The 17,709-nt window shown below is 66.8% G+C and carries 15 protein-coding genes; 7 read left to right on the top strand and 8 right to left on the bottom strand.

From position 1 onward, the window contains the following. Positions 1-58: 58 nt before the first annotated feature. From A9D12_RS06315 to A9D12_RS06330, 4 genes are all read left to right on the top strand, one after another. A complete protein-coding gene (locus A9D12_RS06315; RefSeq protein WP_068350534.1) occupies positions 59-1,066 on the top strand; it encodes an Mrp/NBP35 family ATP-binding protein in 1,008 nt (335 codons plus the stop codon). 4 nt (positions 1,067-1,070) lie between these two features. After that, positions 1,071-3,344: a molybdopterin cofactor-binding domain-containing protein gene (locus tag A9D12_RS06320; protein ID WP_068350535.1), complete on the top strand. Its 2,274-nt coding sequence runs from the start codon at positions 1,071-1,073 to the stop codon at positions 3,342-3,344. Between the two features lie 79 nt (positions 3,345-3,423). Further along, entirely contained in the window at positions 3,424-4,458 is a 1,035-nt protein-coding gene (gene hemH / locus A9D12_RS06325; RefSeq protein WP_068350536.1) for a ferrochelatase, read from the top strand. Positions 4,459-4,587: 129 nt separating this feature from the next. Continuing rightward, positions 4,588-5,991, top strand: coding sequence for a cytochrome P450 (locus A9D12_RS06330; RefSeq protein ID WP_068350537.1), 1,404 nt, complete (start codon positions 4,588-4,590; stop codon positions 5,989-5,991). 150 nt (positions 5,992-6,141) lie between these two features. Here A9D12_RS06330 and A9D12_RS06335 read toward each other — a convergent pair whose 3' ends face one another. Next, a complete protein-coding gene (locus tag A9D12_RS06335) occupies positions 6,142-6,303 on the bottom strand; it encodes a DUF1674 domain-containing protein (protein WP_068350538.1) in 162 nt (53 codons plus the stop codon). Positions 6,304-6,359: 56 nt separating this feature from the next. Between A9D12_RS06335 and A9D12_RS06340 the strand changes: the two genes are divergently transcribed. Next, positions 6,360-7,610, top strand: a complete 1,251-nt coding sequence (locus A9D12_RS06340) for an RsmB/NOP family class I SAM-dependent RNA methyltransferase (RefSeq protein WP_068350539.1) — start codon at positions 6,360-6,362, stop codon at positions 7,608-7,610. Between the two features lie 256 nt (positions 7,611-7,866). Here A9D12_RS06340 and A9D12_RS06345 read toward each other — a convergent pair whose 3' ends face one another. The 5 genes from A9D12_RS06345 to A9D12_RS06365 all read right to left on the bottom strand — a co-directional run bounded on the left by A9D12_RS06345 (position 7,867) and on the right by A9D12_RS06365 (position 13,878). After that, on the bottom strand, positions 7,867-9,900 hold the full coding sequence (locus A9D12_RS06345; RefSeq protein WP_068350540.1) for a TonB-dependent receptor: 2,034 nt from the start codon (positions 9,898-9,900) through the stop codon (positions 7,867-7,869). Positions 9,901-9,937: 37 nt separating this feature from the next. Then, positions 9,938-10,462, bottom strand: a complete 525-nt coding sequence (locus A9D12_RS06350) for a cytochrome b (protein ID WP_068353828.1) — start codon at positions 10,460-10,462, stop codon at positions 9,938-9,940. Positions 10,463-10,581: 119 nt separating this feature from the next. Next, positions 10,582-12,012, bottom strand: a complete 1,431-nt coding sequence (locus tag A9D12_RS06355; RefSeq protein ID WP_068350541.1) for a porin family protein — start codon at positions 12,010-12,012, stop codon at positions 10,582-10,584. 133 nt (positions 12,013-12,145) lie between these two features. Continuing rightward, a complete protein-coding gene (locus tag A9D12_RS06360) occupies positions 12,146-13,087 on the bottom strand; it encodes a quinoprotein relay system zinc metallohydrolase 1 (protein WP_068350542.1) in 942 nt (313 codons plus the stop codon). Next, positions 13,084-13,878 carry a quinoprotein dehydrogenase-associated SoxYZ-like carrier gene (locus A9D12_RS06365; protein WP_156522810.1) on the bottom strand — a complete coding sequence of 265 codons (795 nt, stop codon included), beginning with the start codon at positions 13,876-13,878 and terminating at the stop codon, positions 13,084-13,086. The genes A9D12_RS06360 and A9D12_RS06365 overlap by 4 nt, the downstream gene beginning before the upstream one ends. A 68-nt stretch (positions 13,879-13,946) precedes the next feature. Here A9D12_RS06365 and A9D12_RS06370 point away from each other — a divergent pair, with 68 nt between their 5' ends. Together A9D12_RS06370 and A9D12_RS06375 are read left to right on the top strand one after the other, a co-directional pair. After that, positions 13,947-14,531, top strand: a complete 585-nt coding sequence (locus A9D12_RS06370; protein WP_068350543.1) for a rhodanese-like domain-containing protein — start codon at positions 13,947-13,949, stop codon at positions 14,529-14,531. 1 nt (position 14,532) lies between these two features. Continuing rightward, positions 14,533-14,826 carry an EthD family reductase gene (locus A9D12_RS06375; protein ID WP_068350544.1) on the top strand — a complete coding sequence of 98 codons (294 nt, stop codon included), beginning with the start codon at positions 14,533-14,535 and terminating at the stop codon, positions 14,824-14,826. Between the two features lie 61 nt (positions 14,827-14,887). Here A9D12_RS06375 and A9D12_RS06380 read toward each other — a convergent pair whose 3' ends face one another. Both A9D12_RS06380 and A9D12_RS06385 read right to left on the bottom strand, forming a co-directional pair. Next, positions 14,888-15,283, bottom strand: coding sequence for a c-type cytochrome (locus A9D12_RS06380; RefSeq protein ID WP_068350545.1), 396 nt, complete (start codon positions 15,281-15,283; stop codon positions 14,888-14,890). An 84-nt stretch (positions 15,284-15,367) separates the two neighbouring features. Beyond that, positions 15,368-17,701, bottom strand: coding sequence for a TonB-dependent receptor (locus tag A9D12_RS06385; protein ID WP_068350546.1), 2,334 nt, complete (start codon positions 17,699-17,701; stop codon positions 15,368-15,370). Positions 17,702-17,709 lie beyond the last annotated feature (8 nt).

Below are 17,709 nucleotides of genomic sequence, written 5' to 3' on the forward strand. Positions count from 1 at the left end.
GGGTTCCTGCGAAAAACAGGGGTTCGCTGCGTGAATTTGGTGTTAGAGGCGTGGCGCAATGGACAACCCTTCCGACACCCCGAGCCAAAGCCCCGCTGACGAGGCGCTGATCCGCTCCGCGCTGACCGCCGAAATCAACCAGCGGCTGCGCTCGGCGCGGATAACCGACGGCCGCGCGGTGATCATCGCCGAAGCCGGCGATCTGTCCGAGGCCGCGCGGGCCGAGCTTGAGGCGGAGATCGCCGCAAAGCTTGGCGCACTGCCGCAGGTTACCGAAGTGCGCGTCGCCTTGACCGGTGAGCGCCGCCGCCGCCGGCTGATCGCGGTGGGCAGCGGCAAGGGCGGGGTGGGCAAGTCGACGCTGACCACTAATCTCGCAGTCGCGCTGGCAAAGACGGGCCGCCGGGTGGGCGTGATCGACGGCGATATCTATGGCCCCTCGCAGCCCAAGCTGCTCAAGACCGAGAACATCAAGCCTGCCGCGACCGCCGACGGGGCAAAGCTGATTGCGATCGACAGTCCCTATGGAGTAAAAGTCCTGTCGATGGGTCACATCGTTGCGCCGGGCAAGGCGCTGGCATGGCGCGGGCCGATGACGGGCAAGGCGCTGACCCAGCTGATCGATGCCGACTGGGGCGATACCGAGGTGCTGCTGATCGATCTTCCGCCGGGCACGGGGGACGTGCAATTGTCGATGCTGTCGGCGCACAAGCCCGATGGCGCGGTACTGGTATCGACCCCGCAGGATCTGGCGCTGATCGATGCCGCGCGCGCTGGGCAATTGTTCGAACAGGGCGATGTGCCGATCATCGGGCTGGTCGAGAACATGGCGGGATACGCCTGCCCGCATTGCGGCGAGGTAAGCGATCCCTTCGGCAGCGGCGGGGTGGAACGGTTTGCGGGCGCGCTCGACATTCCCTTCATGGGCCGGGTGCCGCTGACGCTGGCGACGCGGGTGGCGGGCGACCGGGGCGAGCCGCCCGCTGCGCAGGACGATGACACGGCCGCGCCGTTCCACGGAATCGCGCAGAAGCTGGCGCGCTGGCTCGATACCGGGGCGATCTGACCCGATGGCGATCACCCGGCGCGGATTGCTGGCGGGCGGGGCGGCCGGCGGGGGGCTGGTGGTCGCCTGGTGGCTGATGCCGCGCAGCTATCGTTCGCCGCTGGTGCCCGCGCGCGCCGAACACGTATTCGGTGCATACCTCAAGATCGCCGCCGACGGGGTGGTCAGCGTGGCGGTGCCGCAGCTCGAAATGGGGCAGGGGATCACCACACTCCTGCCGCAGATCGTCGCGCACGAACTGGGCGCGGACTGGCGGCAGATCGCGGTCGAGCCTGCGCCGCTTTCGGGGGCCTATGCCAATATCCCGCTCGCCAAGGCGTGGATGGGTATCTGGGATGCAAGCTTTGCTGGTATCTCGCGGTCGAGCGACGATCTGCTCGCCTTGCGGTTCGCCCAGCGCCGCCGGTTCAACGCGACCGCAGGCGGCACTTCGCTTGCCGCCTATGAACGCCCCTGCCGCGAAGCTGCCGCCACCGCGCGCGCGATGCTTGCCCAGGAGGCCGCATCGCGCTGGGGCGTGGCGTGGGAGGCGTGCGAGGTCGAGAACGGGTTGGTGACGCATGGCGGCAACCGCGCCAGCTTCGGCGAACTGGCCGAGGCTGCGGCATCGCGCACCCCGCCCGATCCGGCACCGCTGCGACCCGAGCCGATGCGCGAAAAGCCGCTGCCCGCCGATCTCGATGCCGCCCCCGCCTATCCGCGGATCGATCTGCCCTCCAAGGTCGATGGTTCCTATCGCTTCGCCGGAGACGTGCGGCTGCCGGGCATGGTCTTCGCCTCGATCCGCCACGGGCCGGTCGACGGCTCGCAGCTGACCGGGTTCGATACCAAGGCCGCTGCCGGAATTCGCGGACTGGCCGGGATCGTCGAGAGCAAGCGCTGGCTCGCAGTCGCCGCAGACACGTGGTGGAGCGCCGACAGCGCGCTTGCGGCGATGAAACCGCGCTTCGCCACCGCCGCGCCGGTGAACAGTGCCGATCTGTCCGCGCGGCTCGATGCGGTGCTGACGTCGGGGCAGGCGCACACGATCGCGGAAACCGGATTCGGCGGCGCGGCCTTGACGCGGGTCGATATCGGGCGGCGTTACGAGGTCGAGGCGGCCTACGCCGCACCTGCCGAAACCGCGACCGCGACCGCGCATTTCGTCGATGGCCGGCTCGACCTGTGGATCGCCACGCAGGCCCCCGAACAGGCGCGCATCGCGGCGGCGCGGGCGATCGGCATTTCGACCGAAAATGTCGCGCTCTACCCGGTGCCTGCGGGCGGCAGTTTCGATGCACGGCTCGAACACGACCACGCGATCGAGATCGCGCTGATCGCGCGCGCTCTCGGGCGTCCGGTGCAGCTGACCTGGCCGCGCCGTGACGAGCTGATCCGCGCCCGCCCGCGTGCGCCGGCATGGATGCTGCTCGGCGCGCAGCTTGCCAAGCGCGGCGACGGCGCGATCGAGGCGATGCGCGTGCGGATCGCCGCCCCGCCGGCCGCGCGCGAATTCGGCCAGCGATTGTTCGGCAACCTCACCCCCGAAGCCGCGATGCGCGAGACCGCCGGGCAACCCGATCCGCTCGCCTGCCAGGGTGCGGTGCCGCCCTATCAAGTGCCGGCGGTGCTGGTCGAGCATGTGCCGGTCGAAATCGGCCTGCCGGTGGGCCGGGTGCGCGGCAATGCCTATGGCCCCACGATCTTCGCGATCGAAAGCTTCATCGACGAGATCGCCGCCAAGGCCAAGCGCGAGCCGTTCTCGTTCCGGATGGCGATGCTGGGGGGCGACGTGCGGCTCGCCGCCTGTCTCCAGCGCGCGGTGCAACTGGCCGGATGGGACGGGGGCGCCGACCAGAGCGGACAGGGGCTTGCCTGCGCGCGGCTGGGCGATGATCCCGATGCGCCGCGGATCGCCTGTGTCGCCACCGCGCGGCAGGGTGAGGGCGGGGTGCGCGTGGTCGCGCTGTCCGCTGCGGTCGATATCGGGCGGATCGTCAACCACGACATCGCGCGCCAGCAGATCGAAGGCGGCCTCGTGTTCGGGGTCGGCATCGCGCTGGGCAACCGCGTGGCCTTGCGCGCCGGCCTGCCCGAGATGGCGGACGACACCGCAATGGGCCTGCCCACGCTCGCCGAATGCCCCGATATGCGGATCGAATTCATCGCCAGCGATGCCGCCCCCGCCGACCCGGGCGAGCTTGGCGCGGTGGTCGCCCCGCCGGCAATCGCCAATGCACTGTTTTCGGCCACGGGCTTGCGCCTGCGCCGCCTCCCGCTACTTTCGGACGGCATATGATCCCGACATTTTTGCAACATAATCGCCCGGCTTGTTCCGTGGTGCGGAAACGAAACCGCTGCCAATCGTTAGGCGGGCTATGACCTGGCAGACCCAGCGCCTTCCGGGCGACCATCCTCCTGTTACGAGCGGCAAGATCGGCGTGCTGCTGATCAACCTCGGCACGCCCGACGGGCCTGATCCGGACAGCGTCAAACGCTATCTCAAGCAGTTCCTGTCGGACACGCGGGTGGTCGAAATTCCGCCCATCGCTTGGCAGCTGATCCTGCGCGGGATCATCCTCAACACGCGCCCCCAGAAAAGCGCCAAGGCCTACCAGAAGATCTGGACCGACCGCGGCTCGCCGCTGGCCGACATCACCGCGCGGCAGGCCGAGGCGATGGTGGGGCGGTTCGGCGAGAAGGTTCACGTCGACTGGGCGATGCGTTACGGCAACCCGTCGATCGAAAGCCGGCTGAAGGCGATGATGGCCGACGGCTGCGACCGCATCCTGATCGCGCCGATGTATCCGCAATATTGCGCCGCGACCACCGCGACCGTGTTCGACGAGATCGCGCGCGTGCTTGGCAAGATGCGCTGGCAGCCCGCGCTGCGCTTCGTGCCGCCCTATCACGACGATCCCAATTATCTGGAGGCGCTGGCGGACGATCTTACCCGCCAGGTGCGCGGGCTCACGTTCCGGCCCGAAGTGATGCTGCTCAGCTTCCACGGGATGCCGCAGCAGACGCTCGAAAAGGGCGATCCCTATTACTGCCACTGCATGAAAACCGCGCGGCTGCTGCGCGAGGAACTCGGGCGTCGTCCCGAATTCGAAGGCGTGCGGTTCGAGACGACCTTCCAGTCGCGCTTCGGCCCGGCGGCGTGGCTTGAGCCGTCCACCGACACGACGCTGATTGCCGAAGGCGGCAAGGGCACCAAGCGGCTGGTGGTCGCAGCGCCGGGCTTTGCCGCGGACTGTGTCGAGACGCTGGAAGAACTCGCGATCGAAGGGCGCGAGGAATTCTGCGAGGCGGGGGGCGAGGATTACGCGGTGCTCGATTGCCTCGACACCTCGGATGCGGGCCTTGCGATGATCGACGCGATGTTGCGCCGCGAACTGGGCGGCTGGATTTAGGCAGAGGCGGGGGCGCGCAACCGCCCCGTATCAATGATGCTATCCGGCGCTTGCCGGAATTGACCGCAGGGCCTGTTTACACCAGAGTCAGTTGCGAATCCGAACCTTCGCCCGGAGCATCCCGATACCATGGCCACCCTCGCGCAACGCCCGACCGAACCTGCCGCGCCGCCCGCGCACTGGGGCGAGGGGCGCCTGACCGACGCCGATCTGGCGCATATCCCGGGCGATGCGGGCTGGCCGGTGGTTGGCAACACCTTTACGATGCTCGCCAACCCCCACGCCTTTGCCGAGCGGATGATCAAGACCCACGGCAAGGTCTACAAGAACCGCGCCTTTGGCGGCTGGCAGATCGCGCTGATCGGGGCAGAGGCGAACGAGCTTCTCCTGTTCAACAAGGACAAGATCTTTTCGTCAGAGCAAGGCTGGGGGCCGGTGCTCGACCAGCTGTTCCCGCGCGGCTTGATGCTGATGGATTTCGACCATCACCGGATCGACCGCCGCGCGCTGTCGATCGCGTTCAAGCCTGAACCGATGCGGCACTATTCGGGCGCGCTCAATCGCGGGATCGCGCGCGAAGTCGCCGGATGGGCAGGCCCGCAGGAGTTCTATCCCGCGATCAAGAAGCTCACGCTCGATCTGGCCGCAGACAGCTTTATCGGCCTGCCTTGGGGGCCGGAAGCGGACAGGATCAACGAGGCCTTCGTCGACATGGTGCAGGCCTCGGTCGCGCCGGTGCGCAAGCCGCTGCCCTTCACCAAGATGAAGAAGGGCGTGGATGGCCGCGCCTTCCTCGTCGACTATTTCACCAGGGAAACGCTGCGCCGCCGTGCGGAAGGCGGCGGGCAGGACATGTTCAGCCAGTTCGCCACCGCGACGCGTGAGGACGGCAGCCTGCTGCCGGTCGACGAGGTGGTCGATCACATGAACTTCCTGATGATGGCCGCGCACGACACCATCACCTCCTCGGCGACCTCGCTGATCTATCACCTTGCGACCAATCCCGAGTGGCAGGAAAAGCTGCGCGCGGAGATTTTCGCGGTGACCGGCGGCCCGGATGGAGAGGGCAATCCGCGCCCCCTCGATTACGACGATCTGGCCAAGCTCGATCTCACTGAAATGGCGTTCAAGGAATCGCTGCGGATGATCCCGCCGGTGCCGTCGATGCCGCGCCGGGCGCTCAGGGAATTCGAATATGGCGGATACCGCATTCCGGCCGGCGCGATGGTGGGGATCAATATCTACTGGACCCACCATTCGGAAGAATACTGGGACAACCCCCATGTCTTCGATCCGATGCGCTTCACCCCCGACAAGGTAAAGGCGCGGCACAAGTATGCCTGGGTGCCCTTCGGGGGCGGCGCGCACATGTGCCTTGGCCTCCACTTTGCCTATATGCAGGTGAAGATCCTGCTTGCCCAACTGCTCCAGCGTTACCGGATCGAAGCGCCTGCGGGTTACAACCCCGACTGGCAGGACTGGCCGATCCCGCAGCCCAAGGACGGCCTGAAAGTGACCTTCACCCCGCTGTAGTGCTGGCGCAGATGTTTCACGTGAAACATTGGATTTGCGCGCCGCAAGAGGGGGTCTGAACCGGGCTGGAGGGGGTCTGAAAGGGACCAGAAGCGAATCAGGACCTTCCTGCGCGCGGCTAAGATCGGTCTGATTTCAATGCACGCTTCTTTAGAAATCGACCGCGATCCCGTCACCGCGTTCCCAGTCGCCATAGCGGGTGGGCGACAGTTTCTCGTCGTTGGTGACGGGCTTGGGGGCGGGCACCGGATCGTTGGTCCAGTGAGCGGGCTTCTTGAAGGCCTTGGCGGCTTCCGACTTCTCTTTGGTCATGCCTGTCCAAATGCGCGCGCTGGCGCTTGGTTTCAATAAAGGTTAGGCGCGGGGCCATGGCTTTACCCCCCGGACTTTCCGTGCGCCGCGCCGCGCTCCGCCTGCTCGATGCCGTGCTGCGGCGCGGCGAGACGCTCGAACAGGCGGAACCTGCCGCGATCAGGGACATGCGCAAGGCGCCCGATCGTGCGCTGGCCCGCGCGATTGCGAGCGAGAGCCTGCGCTGGCTGACCGATATCGATGCGCTGATCGACAGCGCGACCAAACAGCGCCTGCCCGACGATGCCAAGGCGCGGATGGTGTTGCGGATGATGCTGGCGCAGGCGCTGCGGCTGGAAACGCCTGCGCATGCGGTGATCGCGACCGGCCTTGCGCTGCTCGAAGGCGGGCCGCGCCGGCTGGCACACGGGGTGTTCTCCGCGCTCGACAAGGAGGGGGCCAAGCTCCCCGAGGTGCCGACCATGCCCGAACGGGTGGTGGCGCGTTGGGGCGAGGCAAAGACCGCCGCGATCGCGCCCGGTCTGGTGTTCCCGCCCGAACTTGATCTCGCTGTGCGCGATGCGAGCGAGACGCAGCCCCGCGCGGTGCAGATGGGCGGGGTGAGCCTTGCGCCGTCGCACATCCGCCTGCCACGCGGCGCGCAGGTCGAAACCCTTGCCGATTTCAAGGACGGCGCATGGTGGGTGCAGGATCTCGCCGCACAGATCCCCGCGCGAATGCTGGGTGAGGGGGCCGGCAAAAACGCGCTCGATCTGTGCGCAGCGCCCGGCGGCAAGACGATGCAACTGGCCGCCGCCGGGTGGAAGGTTACCGCGCTCGACATGAGCAAGCGGCGGCTCGAATTGCTGAAAGACAACCTGAAGCGCACAGGATTGAAGGCCAGCCCCGTGCGCGCCGATGCGCTTCAATGGGAGCCCAAGCACCGCTTCGACGCGATCCTGATCGACGCGCCGTGCAGCGCCACAGGCACCTGCCGCCGCCACCCCGATGTGCTCCACCGGATCGGCAAGGGGCAGATCGCCGAAATGGTCGAACTGCAACGCGCGCTTGTCGCCAAGGCCGCCGAATTGCTGAACCCCTGCGGGGTGCTGGTCTATGCGGTGTGCTCGCTGGAGGCCGAGGAGGGCGAGCAGCAGGCGGCGTGGATCGACGCCGAACTCGGCCTGACGCCCGCACCGATCACAGCAGAGGAACTCCCCGCAGGCCTTGCCCCCACGCCGGAAGGCTGGCTGCGCACGCATCCCGGCATGCTGGCGGACAAGGGCGGGCTGGACGGATTCTTCGTGGGGCGCTGGGTGAAGCCCTGATCCCCCCACCCTCGGGTTTGCGTCAGCGTCCGGCCACATAGTTGCGTTGATCGCCCCGTCCGCTTTCAAGCATCGCTACGCCGGGCTGAGATGTCAGCTTGTGGGTGGTTTTCGGAATGGCGGCTTTGGTAGCCCTGTCGCGTCAAAGTCGATGGTTGCGTCAAGTGCTGCGGACTTTTCAAACGGAGGCTGAGGCGCACTTGGCGCGAATGGCCTGTGACATCCGGTTGGCCTGAAGTGGTAACCGATATTGTCCTCAGAACCCGTAACGCACCCCCGCCCAGACCGTGCGCGGCACGCCCAAATCGATCGATCCGCCCTGATTGCGGGTAATGATCGCTTCATCCGTGAGGTTTTCCGCGCGCAGCACCAGCGACAGCTTGCCCCACAGCGGCGCGGCGATGAAGGCGTCGATGGTGGTGGCAGGGGCGAGGATGTCAGTCTCCAGATCATCCTCGAACTGGGCAGCGACATGGCGCAGCGTGCCTGCTAGCTGCCAGCCATCGACCGGGCGCCAGGCGAGGGTCAGGGTGCCGGCAAATTTCGGCGTCTGCGCCGGGCGGTTGCCGTCAAGCGCGGTGCCGGGCGCGGCAACCTCGGCATCGGTCCATGCGAGCGAACCGTCGATGCTGACACGGCCCAGTTTTGCCCCCAAACTCGCCTCGATCCCGCGCGCGTCGATCGCGGGCAGGTTTGCCCGGCGGCGCAGGGTGGGAGTGATGGTGACGTTGGCGATGGCGTTCTTCACCTTGTTGTCGAAGGCCGTGACCGAGAACACCAGCGCATTGACCGGCTGCCAGTCGAGCCCGATCTCGTAACCGCGCAGGCGTTCATTGACGAGACTGGCGTTGGCTTCGGTGGTTACGGGGAAGACCGCAAAGGGGCGGTACAGCTCATTGAGGGTGGGCAGGCGCAGGCCGGTATAGGCCGCCGCGCGCAGATCAAGGCGGCGGGTGGCATAGAACAGCGCGCCCGTGCGCCAATTTACCGCCCAGTCGCTGCGGTCGGGCGCTGCAAGGCTGCGCAGCGGCGCGCCTGCGGCATTGACCGCGGTGAAAAAGCCATCGGTGATGCTGGTGCGATCCGCGCGCAGGCCGCCGTTGATGATCAGCGGGCCGATCTGCCAGTCATCCTCAAGGAAAATGCCCAGATTGCTGGTCGCTCCGCCCGCGCGGCGGCGTTCGGTGATCGCGCCGGTAACAGCGTTCAGCGCCTCTTCCTGCAATTCCCCGTCAGCCTGGCGATAATCCACCCCGATGCGGATATCATGCCCTTCCAGCAGCGGCGGGCGCAGTTCGAACTTGCCGCCGATGCCGGTGGACGGCGTGCGGCGCTGATCAAGCGTCGGAGTGAAGCGGGTCGAGGAGATCACGACATTGCCGAAATCGCGCGCCTGCACATAGGCCAGCGCATCGAACTGCAATGCCCCGCGCCCGACAAAGCGGATCGAGGCCTCCTCGCCGTTGCTGAAGGAATCCGCGCCGGCAAAGCGCAGCGTGCGATCATCGCGGAAGGCCGCGACGCGGGCCTGCACTTCGACTTCGTCATTCAGCGGCGCGACCGCGCGCAGGGCGGCGTTCCAGCTGTTAAAGGCCGCGCGGGCGGTGGCAGGGACGCGCTGATCGGCAGGTGTGGTGAAAAAGCCCTGTCCCCGGTCCCAGCGCCCGCTCGCCACGGCAAACCCGCGCCCGAGGCGCTGGGTCAGCACTCCGCTTGCCTCGGTCTCGGCGCGGTTGTTGATGGCCGCGCTGCCGAGGAACCCGGCGGTCTGCCCCGGCTCGGCGCTTTCCATGTCGATCGTGCCCGCCAGCGCGCCTGCGCCGAACGGCCCCGATCCGCCGCCGCGCGTGACCCGGATCATGCCCAGCGTTTCGGGCGCGATGGCCGACAGGGGGATGTGGCCGAAGAAGGGATCGGCGATCGGCACCCCGTCCAGCAACACCAGAGCGCGGCTGGTGGCATTGCCGCCCAATGCGCGCAGCGTCACGCCTTGCGCCGTGGGGTTGGACGAGCGGCTGTCCGAACGGCGGAACTGCTGGAAGCCCGCGACATTCCGCAGCACATCCTCGATCCGGCCCGAGGGGCTGGCGATGATCACCTCGCGTTCGAGGATCGAGGTGGCGTAGATCCCGGTCGAAAGCGCCGGTTCCAGCCCGCGCCCTGTGACGATTATGGCCTCGGCAGGCGATGCCTCCTCCGCGTCGGCTGGGAGATCAGCCTCTTGCGCGGCAAGGGGCGCGGCCAGCATCACGGCAAGGCTGCTGGCGGCAAGGCGGGGCATCAGGGTCATCGGAAAACTTTCGTATCGTGCTTGGCCGGGCAGGCTATCAGGCCATCCGCCGCAAGACATTGTCCTTAAGTAGGAAATGGTGCCGCAGCGCCGCGCCGACATGGAGCACCACCAGCGCCAGAAACAGCCAGCCGAGCAGTTCGTGGCCTTCATGCCCGATATTATACAGCGCCGAATCGCGGGTCACCGGTAGCTTGGGCAGATCGAACAGGCCGAACCACGAGAGCGGATACTTGCCCGCCGATGACATGATCCAGCCCGTCACCGGCATTGCCAGCATCAGGCCGTAGAACAACAGATGCGTGGCCTTGGCGGCAAGCACTTCCAGTCCGCTCATGCCCTTCGGATGCGCCGGAGCGCGCCAGGTGACGCGCCATGCGATCCGGACCAGCGACAGCGCCAGCACCGTCATCCCGCTCGCCTTGTGCAGCGGCATGAGGTTGATCACGTCCTCCAGCGCATCGTGCAGCAGGCCGCCAGCAAGATTGCCGATGATCAGCGCCGCAATGATCCAGTGCAGCGCCCGGGCGACGCGGTTGTAGCGTTGAGCGGTATCCGTCATGTCGTTCGGTCCCATTCCCTGCCAGCGGTTTGCTGCGACCAGCATAGCCGGTGTCCGTGGCAGCATCATACTCCCGCGTCCACCGGCCCCCTTTCCGGTCTTCGGTAGCCACGCTCGGCTCAGAAGAAGAGAATCGCGCCCACTGCGATGCTGTCGCTGTCGGCAGCATTGCCGCCATGGGCTTCGCTCTTCGCCTTGCTGTATTCAGCCAGCAGCGTAACCCAGTCGGTGAGGCCATAGCGCACCTGCCCGACATAGCTGGAGTTCTTGGCTACCAGCGTGTTGCCCGCCGCGATCTCGAAGGCGGTGCGATCAAGATTGCTTTCGCCATAGCTGCCGCCGAACGACACCTTGCCGAAGGTGGCAAGGGCTTGGAGGTAGAAGCCGTCGCTCCCGCGCGGGCGGCCCAGCGCATCGGTGTCGAGCAGGTTAAGCACGGTGGTGCCCAGCCCTTTGGCGGTGTACCAGTTGGCGACGGCCGTGATCGGCCCGGCGGTAACCTTCGCCCCGGCGTCAATCCCGCGGCCGGTGTAGGAGACGAGCCCCCCGGTGCCCGCGCCGATAGTGGTGTGGCGCTGGGTGGTAGCCGAGGTCCACAGTCGCAGCCCGACATCGCCGAACTTCCGATCGAAGGTCAGCTTGCCTTGGAAGCCCGGCGCGGTGTTGGTTTGGGCCGGAGCGGTGAGCGACTTCAGCGGCTGGAACACCCCTGCCGATGCCTGGAAGCCGCCGAAACTGGGGGTGGTGTAGGTGATCTGCGGCTGGAAATCGGTGTAGATATAGCCCGATCCGATCCGCCCCAGTGTGGTGTTGGCCGGGGCGACATTGCCGCCCGGAGGGCCCGCACCCAGCAGCGTGATGTCGTTGAGGATCGCCTCGGAACCGAACAGACCGATATCGCGCCCCAGCTTGAGCGTGCCGAACTTGCCTCCGATCGTCATGTAGACTTGACGGAAATCGAGCCCCGCAGTCGCTAACGCGGTCGGCTGGCCGCCATTATTGGCCCCCAGAGCGCCATAATTGGCCGAGTTGATCCCCGGATACATCCCGAAATGCGCCCCGATATCGAGCCCGGCCTGCTTGGTGGTCACGTCGATCAGCAGGAATCCCGGTAGCAGTCCGTTGCGCACCGCGTTCGAGGAATCCGTAGCCACTGAAGCGATCCCGCCCGCGACGGTCTTGCCGGGGCCCGGGCTATCGGGGTTGTCGTTGACGTAATAGGCGTTGATCGAGCCCGAGAACTTGATAGTCGCGGGGCCGACCTCTAGGCCGATGCCCTTCTCGGTCATGCGCACGATCCGGTTCATGTCGATTGCGGCGGCGACGGCCTCCTGCTTGGCCTCCTGCGTAGAGGCCTGGGGCTCGGGCGTCGGTGCCGGGGCGTTGGTTTCAGCCATGATCTGGGCGTATTCCTCGTCAGTGAGGATGCCCTTTTCGTGCAAACGCTGAAGAAGTTGCTGGGTTGCGGTCGCTTGCGCATGGGCGGGCGCGCTCAACGCCCCCAAGGCAAGCGCCGCGGCTGCTGCGTGCAGCAGATAATGGGATTTCATGTCCTTCCCCCTTGTCTTGCTTTTTTTATGCCGACCCGTGCGGCAGGGGGATGCTGCGCCTTGGCGCGTGCGACCGAAATTGGACTTTGGTTCTCGTTCCTTGGTCTTAGACGCGCTGCACGATGACGGCTGATTACCCGTCAATCCGGGGGAGCAGCTGCGCCTCAAGCCGGGGGTAGAAATGTGAGACGGAACGGGTCAGCTCATATCGCGCCTGCGCTATCCCGGCAAAGCGTGCGGGTATCGGCAGGTTGGCAGCCTCGGCCATGTCGAGCCCGCCTGCGACCGCTTCGCGCAAGGCCTCATCCAGCCAGCGGAGCCAATCGCGGGTCTGGGAAATGGCGATGCCCCCCCGGTCGAGCGGGCCGTGGCCTGGGACGCATTGCCGGTGCGGCGTGGCGGCGAGGCGGTCCAATGCTGCGTACCAACTGGCCAGATCGGCATGAGGCGTGGCGGGCGCGCGGTTGTGGAAGACGAGATCGCCTGCGATCAGCGTGCCGCTCGCCTCATCGAGGATCGCCAAGTCGCCCGCGCTGTGACCCGAAAGCGCCATGAGGCTGAGCCTGCGCCCGCCGAAGGAGACCGCGCCCTCGGCAGCGGCGGCCTGGGGCAGGATAACTTCGGTCCCCGCCATCCAGCCGTGCAGCATCCGGTACATGGCGTCCGAAAACCCCGCCCCGTCACGCTCCAGATCGGCGCGGGTGCCGGGCAGTGCGTGGATCTCGGCCCCGGCAAAGGCGCCATTGCCGAAGCTGTGATCGGGGTGGAGGTGGGTAATATAGACCCGCGCCGCCGCTCTGCCTGTCAGCCTTTGCGCCAGCATCGCCAGCGCCGTGCCGAAGCCGAGCGAGGGCCCGCTGTCGACCACGATGGCCCCCGCATCGCTCGCCATGATGACGCTGTTGGCAATCGCGCCGCCATTGCGAAATTCCAGCGCCTCATCCGCGCCGGGCACCATCCAGATGCCGTCACCGATGGCTGTCGCCTCAGGCGCGTAGGTCCCGGCAAAGCCCTGCGCGCGGGCCATGACGGGAACCGCCAGCGCGCCCGCCAGAACCCCCCGCCGCGTGATCATCGCAGGGTCGCGGCGGCAATCCTCGGGCCGCTGGCGGCAGAAAGGCTGCCTGAAAATTCCATTCCGCCCGTATCGCGCGCTCGCACCGCCAGATCGCCGGAGGTCACGGGCGCAAGCATCAGCGTGAAGGCGGGGTCTTCGCTCACCGATCCATGCACCACCATCCGCGCCAGCAGCGCGCCTTGCGCATCGGCAATGGTGACCTGTTCGATGTTGTAGGCCGCGATATTCTCGACCAGCCCTGTGTCCATCGGGTGGCGCAGGCTCAAGCGCACCCGCGCGCCGTCTGCCCCGTGCCACACCGCGCCGCGCAATTCTCCGAGGTGATCGGCCCAGTCCCCGCGCACGCGGCTCAGGGGCGGGGCCGAACACCCGCCGCCCGCCGCATCGACCCAGGCGCCCGCCACATGCCAAACGCCATCCGCCGTCAGCACCGCCGCGCGCACTGGGGTGCGCTGATCGAGCTTGATGCGGGTGGCCACAAAGGCGTGGGCGGCCAGCGGGGTATATTCGACCGCAATGGGAATGGGGTTCAAGTCGGCAAAGATCACGATCCGCGTGACCTTGCCCAGCGCGCGGGCATCGACGGTGACGGGCAGGACATGCTGGTTTTCGGCCAGCATTGGCAAGTCCACCTTCACCTGCGGATCGAACATCACCGGCGCGCCGCCGAACAGCTTGCCTGCGTGATGCGCCCACATGGGCGATCCCAGCGGATCAGCAGGCGGCGCTTCGGCAAGCGCGGCAGCAGGGACGATGAGGGCCGCAAGGCTGAGGAGTTTGCGTATCATACCAAGGGACAATGTATTCCCGTGCCTGCACGTGTGCATATTGGACCAAGGAACGAGAAGGAGAGGGGATGCGCGCTGCCCTGATATTGGTCGCTGCGGCGGCGCTGACCGGCATGGCGCCTGCGCCCGCGCCCAATGACCCCGCCCTGTTCGACGCCGAGGGTTACCGCAGCGCCCGCTACCGCGCGCCCGTCAAGGTCGATCCCGCGCCCGCCCAAACGATTCGGCTCGCCGCCGCGCTGGCACTCGACCCTGAACGAGACGCGCTGTTCATCGATGTGACGCCGGCAGAAGGCGGGGTGCGCGATCCCGCAAGCGGGGTCTGGACGCTGGGGGCCGAGCATCTCACCATTCCCGGCGCAGTGTGGCTGCCAGAGACGGGCCGCGCGCCGGTCGATGCCGATTTGTGGGCCGCGCTCGAAGCCCGCATCATCGCCGCGCGGGCCAAGGCACCGGGCACCACGGTGATCCTGTTCTGCCGCATTGATTGCTGGATGAGCTGGAACGCCGCCCGCCGCCTCGCCATGCGCGGCATGGCCAATATCCGCTGGCTGGCCGAGGGCATCGATGGCTGGCATGGTGCAGGGCGCTCACTGGTGGCGGCAGTGCCCATCGCTGTCCCGGCTTCAACGATCATCGAGGAGACAAACTGACATGGCCAATCTGGTGGTAAGCTACCCGCTGCACGACGGTGCAACATTTGATGCGGACTATTACCGCGACACCCATATCCCGCTGGTCGAGACCAGCTGGGGGCCGAGCGGCCTGACCGGGGCGGAGATCCTGTGGCCCGCCGACGACGCCCAGCCGGTTGCCGCGATGGTGGTGCTGCGCTTCAGCGATGCTGCCGCGATCGACGCGGCGATGGGCTCGCCTGCGACGGGCGCGGTCATGGCCGACATCGCCAACTTCACGAATATCCAGCCGAGCATCTACCGCACGGCCTGAAGCGGGAGAGGCGCGGCGGCAGGTCAGACCCGCCGCCGCGCACCCCGTGCCTTTGCGACCCTTATTTCTGCTTCTTGAGATAGTTTATGATTTCCTGCCGCTTGGCCGCGTCCTTGATGCCGGGGAAGCTCATCCGGTTGCCCGGCACCAGCGCCTTGGGGTTTTCCAGCCACTTGTGGAGCGTTGCCTCGTTCCACTTCAGGCCCGAACGCTTGAGCGCATCGGAAAAGGCGAACTTGCCCTGACCGGCAGCCGAGCCGAACACGCCATGGAGATTGGGACCGAGCTTGTCCTTACCGCCCTTATCGGCAGTGTGGCACACGGCGCAGCGGGCATAGGCGGCAGGCGGCGCGCTGGCGCTGGCTTGGGCTCTCGCGGCTTGTTCGGGCGGCGAGCCTGCCGCGAAAGCCAAGGCTAGCACCAGTGTGCCGCCTACGGTGAGCTTTCGCACTATCATGATGATCCTCCCTGAAAAATGCCTTTTGTTGGGCAGGACTATGTCAGCTTTCCCGCCGTCCCTACATTGCACCTTCGGACGATGTCAGAACCGCAGCCCGATCCCCACCGTGAACCGCCGCGGCGCGCCGGGGCCGAAGGCGCGCGGGTCGGAGGCGTTCGGGGCCTCTTCAAGCTCGACCTCGTCGACTTCGCTGAAGGTGCCGAAGGTCGCGAATTCGCGATTGAAGGCATTGCGCACCTCGCCGAACAGCGAGACGCCCTCTACCACCTCCACCCGCCCGCGCAGGTTGAAGATGACATAGCCGGGCACCGCCGGGTTCTGGTTCGCCTCGTCGCCCACCAGCCGCTGGCTGGAGCGCGCGATCATGTCGCCGCCGATAGCGAAGACGCGGGCACCGATCCGGCCTTCGTAATCCGCGGTCAGCGCCGCGCTGTGGCGCGGGATGCCTGTCAGGCGGTCGCCCGCTGCGACGTCGATCTCGCCTTCATCATTCGCCTCGGGGTTGGCCGGACTGCTGAGCGTGGCGGGCAGGCGAAAGGTCGCGTCGATGAAGGCATAGCTTGCCCCGAGCCGGAAGCCCCCGCGCTGTGCGCTCACGCTGGCTTCGAAGCCCTGCCGCCGGGTGCGCCCGATATTCTCGAAGAACCCGCGCCCGCGGATGCTCGATGCGACGAACTGGATGTCGTTCACGTTGGTCGCCCGGTAGGCCGAGGCGAGCCAGTCGAATGCCCATCCACCGCTGCGATGGCGTCCCGATGCACCCAGTTCGAACGTTTTGGCGACCACCTGTTCGAGCGGCGGGTCGGCGACGAAGAAGTTGGCGAGGCTGCAAGGCGCGTTCTCGTCCGCGCAGGAGAGCTCGGCCTCGGTCGGTACGCGGTTCGATTCGGCATAGCCGGCGCGCAAGGACACCTCGGGCGTGACCGCCCAGTCGAACTCGACCCCCGGATTGAGGCGGCTAAAGCTGTGATCGCCGTTCAGCGCGGTGCCGATCTGGTCTTCGAGCACGATTCGCGCATGGTTCCAGCGCAGCCCGATCTCTGCGGTCAGGGTGTCGGTCAGCGGCAAGGTGTCGCTGGCGAACACGCCCCAGAAACGCGAGCGGGTCTTGAGCGCCACCGGGGCGATGGCGTTGTCGGGCTGGTCGATGAAGAAGCCCAGCCCCTCGACGCTGCGGTCTTCGGTGAGCGCGCCGAGTTCAGTCGAAGCGGCAAAATCGTTCTCGCTTGAGTCGTAACTTACCCCGAAGGCAAGGCGGTTGCGGCGCGAACCCATATCCTGTTCGGTGATCATCTGGGCGAGGAAGCCCTCCGAGCGCGAACGGATCGTGCCGCGGTTGAAGACGCCGTAATCGCCGCCGTCCAGCACGTCGCCCAACGGATCGCCATTGGCTGCGATCAGCAGCGCCTGCTCCTCGTCCCCGTCATCGCCGACGCTTTCGAGGCACAGCAGGTCTTCCAGCGCCGGATCGTCCTCGCACTCCTCGATATCGGCGGCATCGCCGTTGAGCAGCGCGGCCTTGCGGCGCTGGCGGTAGAGCGTCGCCTCGAAACGCACGCCGTCGGTGATCGCCAGCCAGGGGTGGAGGCTGATGCGACCATATTTGTTGCGCTGGTTGTCGGGCCAAGTGAACACCGATTGCCGCCGCGCCGCCAGCAGCTCGACCGGAGCGACACCGTTGCCGGTAAGGTCGGTGTCGGCGCCGATGAACTTGACATGCACTCCGCCGCGTTCCCCATCATAACCGAGATCGCCAAAGCCGTTGACAAGGTCTGATGGGCTGAAATCGCGCCAGCCTTCCTCCTCGCGATATTGCACCGCGCCGAACCAGCTGAGCCCGCCGCTTGCCCCGCCCGCTGAAAGCGCAAGGTCGCGTTCGCCATAGGATCCGATTGCGGTCGTTGCCTCGACGCCTTGTTCGGTCCGGCCCGTTGCGGTCTCGATCACCAGTGCGCCGCCCAGCGTGTTTAGGCCATAAACCGGGCTCGCATCGCGCAAGGTGGCGCTGCGGATCGCGGCATCGGGGATCAGTTCGAAATTGACTGTATCGCCGAAAGGCTGGTTGAAGCGCGCACCGTCGACATAGGCGGCTATGCCCTGCGCCTGCCCTGCCAGCGGCGAGGCGACATAGCCGCGATAGACGAGGTTGGGCTGCCAGGGGTTGTTCTGCGCGTCCTGCAAGGTGACGCCCGCGAAATTGCGGGTCAGCGCGGCAAGCAGGTCAGGCGCGCCTGCGATGCTGATGTCGCGCTTTTCAAGGGTCAGGGCATCGTCGAGGTCGATGTCGCCGCCCGGCGCGGTGACGATGATGGCTTCGCGCAGATCATCGCCCGGCGCCGCCGCATTTTCCGCCTGCACCGCCACAGGTGCGGCCAGCGCCGCCCCTGCGAGCAGCAGGCCCTTCCGTCGCCGCATTGAACCCC

The sequence above is a fragment of the Erythrobacter neustonensis genome, from assembly GCF_001663175.1.
Classification (GTDB): Bacteria; Pseudomonadota; Alphaproteobacteria; order Sphingomonadales; family Sphingomonadaceae; genus Erythrobacter; species Erythrobacter neustonensis.

Bases quoted from the DNA above. Each gene is read 5' to 3' on its own strand.
- A9D12_RS06315 (WP_068350534.1), top strand. From the start codon at position 59: ATGGACAACCCTTCCGACACCCCGAGCCAAAGCCCCGCTGACGAGGCG.
- A9D12_RS06320 (WP_068350535.1), top strand. From the start codon at position 1,071: ATGGCGATCACCCGGCGCGGATTGCTGGCGGGCGGGGCGGCCGGCGGG.
- hemH (WP_068350536.1), top strand. From the start codon at position 3,424: ATGACCTGGCAGACCCAGCGCCTTCCGGGCGACCATCCTCCTGTTACG.
- A9D12_RS06330 (WP_068350537.1), top strand. From the start codon at position 4,588: ATGGCCACCCTCGCGCAACGCCCGACCGAACCTGCCGCGCCGCCCGCG.
- A9D12_RS06335 (WP_068350538.1), bottom strand. From the start codon at position 6,303: ATGACCAAAGAGAAGTCGGAAGCCGCCAAGGCCTTCAAGAAGCCCGCT.
- A9D12_RS06340 (WP_068350539.1), top strand. From the start codon at position 6,360: ATGGCTTTACCCCCCGGACTTTCCGTGCGCCGCGCCGCGCTCCGCCTG.
- A9D12_RS06345 (WP_068350540.1), bottom strand. From the start codon at position 9,900: ATGACCCTGATGCCCCGCCTTGCCGCCAGCAGCCTTGCCGTGATGCTG.
- A9D12_RS06350 (WP_068353828.1), bottom strand. From the start codon at position 10,462: ATGACGGATACCGCTCAACGCTACAACCGCGTCGCCCGGGCGCTGCAC.
- A9D12_RS06355 (WP_068350541.1), bottom strand. From the start codon at position 12,012: ATGAAATCCCATTATCTGCTGCACGCAGCAGCCGCGGCGCTTGCCTTG.
- A9D12_RS06360 (WP_068350542.1), bottom strand. From the start codon at position 13,087: ATGATCACGCGGCGGGGGGTTCTGGCGGGCGCGCTGGCGGTTCCCGTC.
- A9D12_RS06365 (WP_156522810.1), bottom strand. From the start codon at position 13,878: ATGATACGCAAACTCCTCAGCCTTGCGGCCCTCATCGTCCCTGCTGCC.
- A9D12_RS06370 (WP_068350543.1), top strand. From the start codon at position 13,947: ATGCGCGCTGCCCTGATATTGGTCGCTGCGGCGGCGCTGACCGGCATG.
- A9D12_RS06375 (WP_068350544.1), top strand. From the start codon at position 14,533: ATGGCCAATCTGGTGGTAAGCTACCCGCTGCACGACGGTGCAACATTT.
- A9D12_RS06380 (WP_068350545.1), bottom strand. From the start codon at position 15,283: ATGATAGTGCGAAAGCTCACCGTAGGCGGCACACTGGTGCTAGCCTTG.
- A9D12_RS06385 (WP_068350546.1), bottom strand. From the start codon at position 17,701: ATGCGGCGACGGAAGGGCCTGCTGCTCGCAGGGGCGGCGCTGGCCGCA.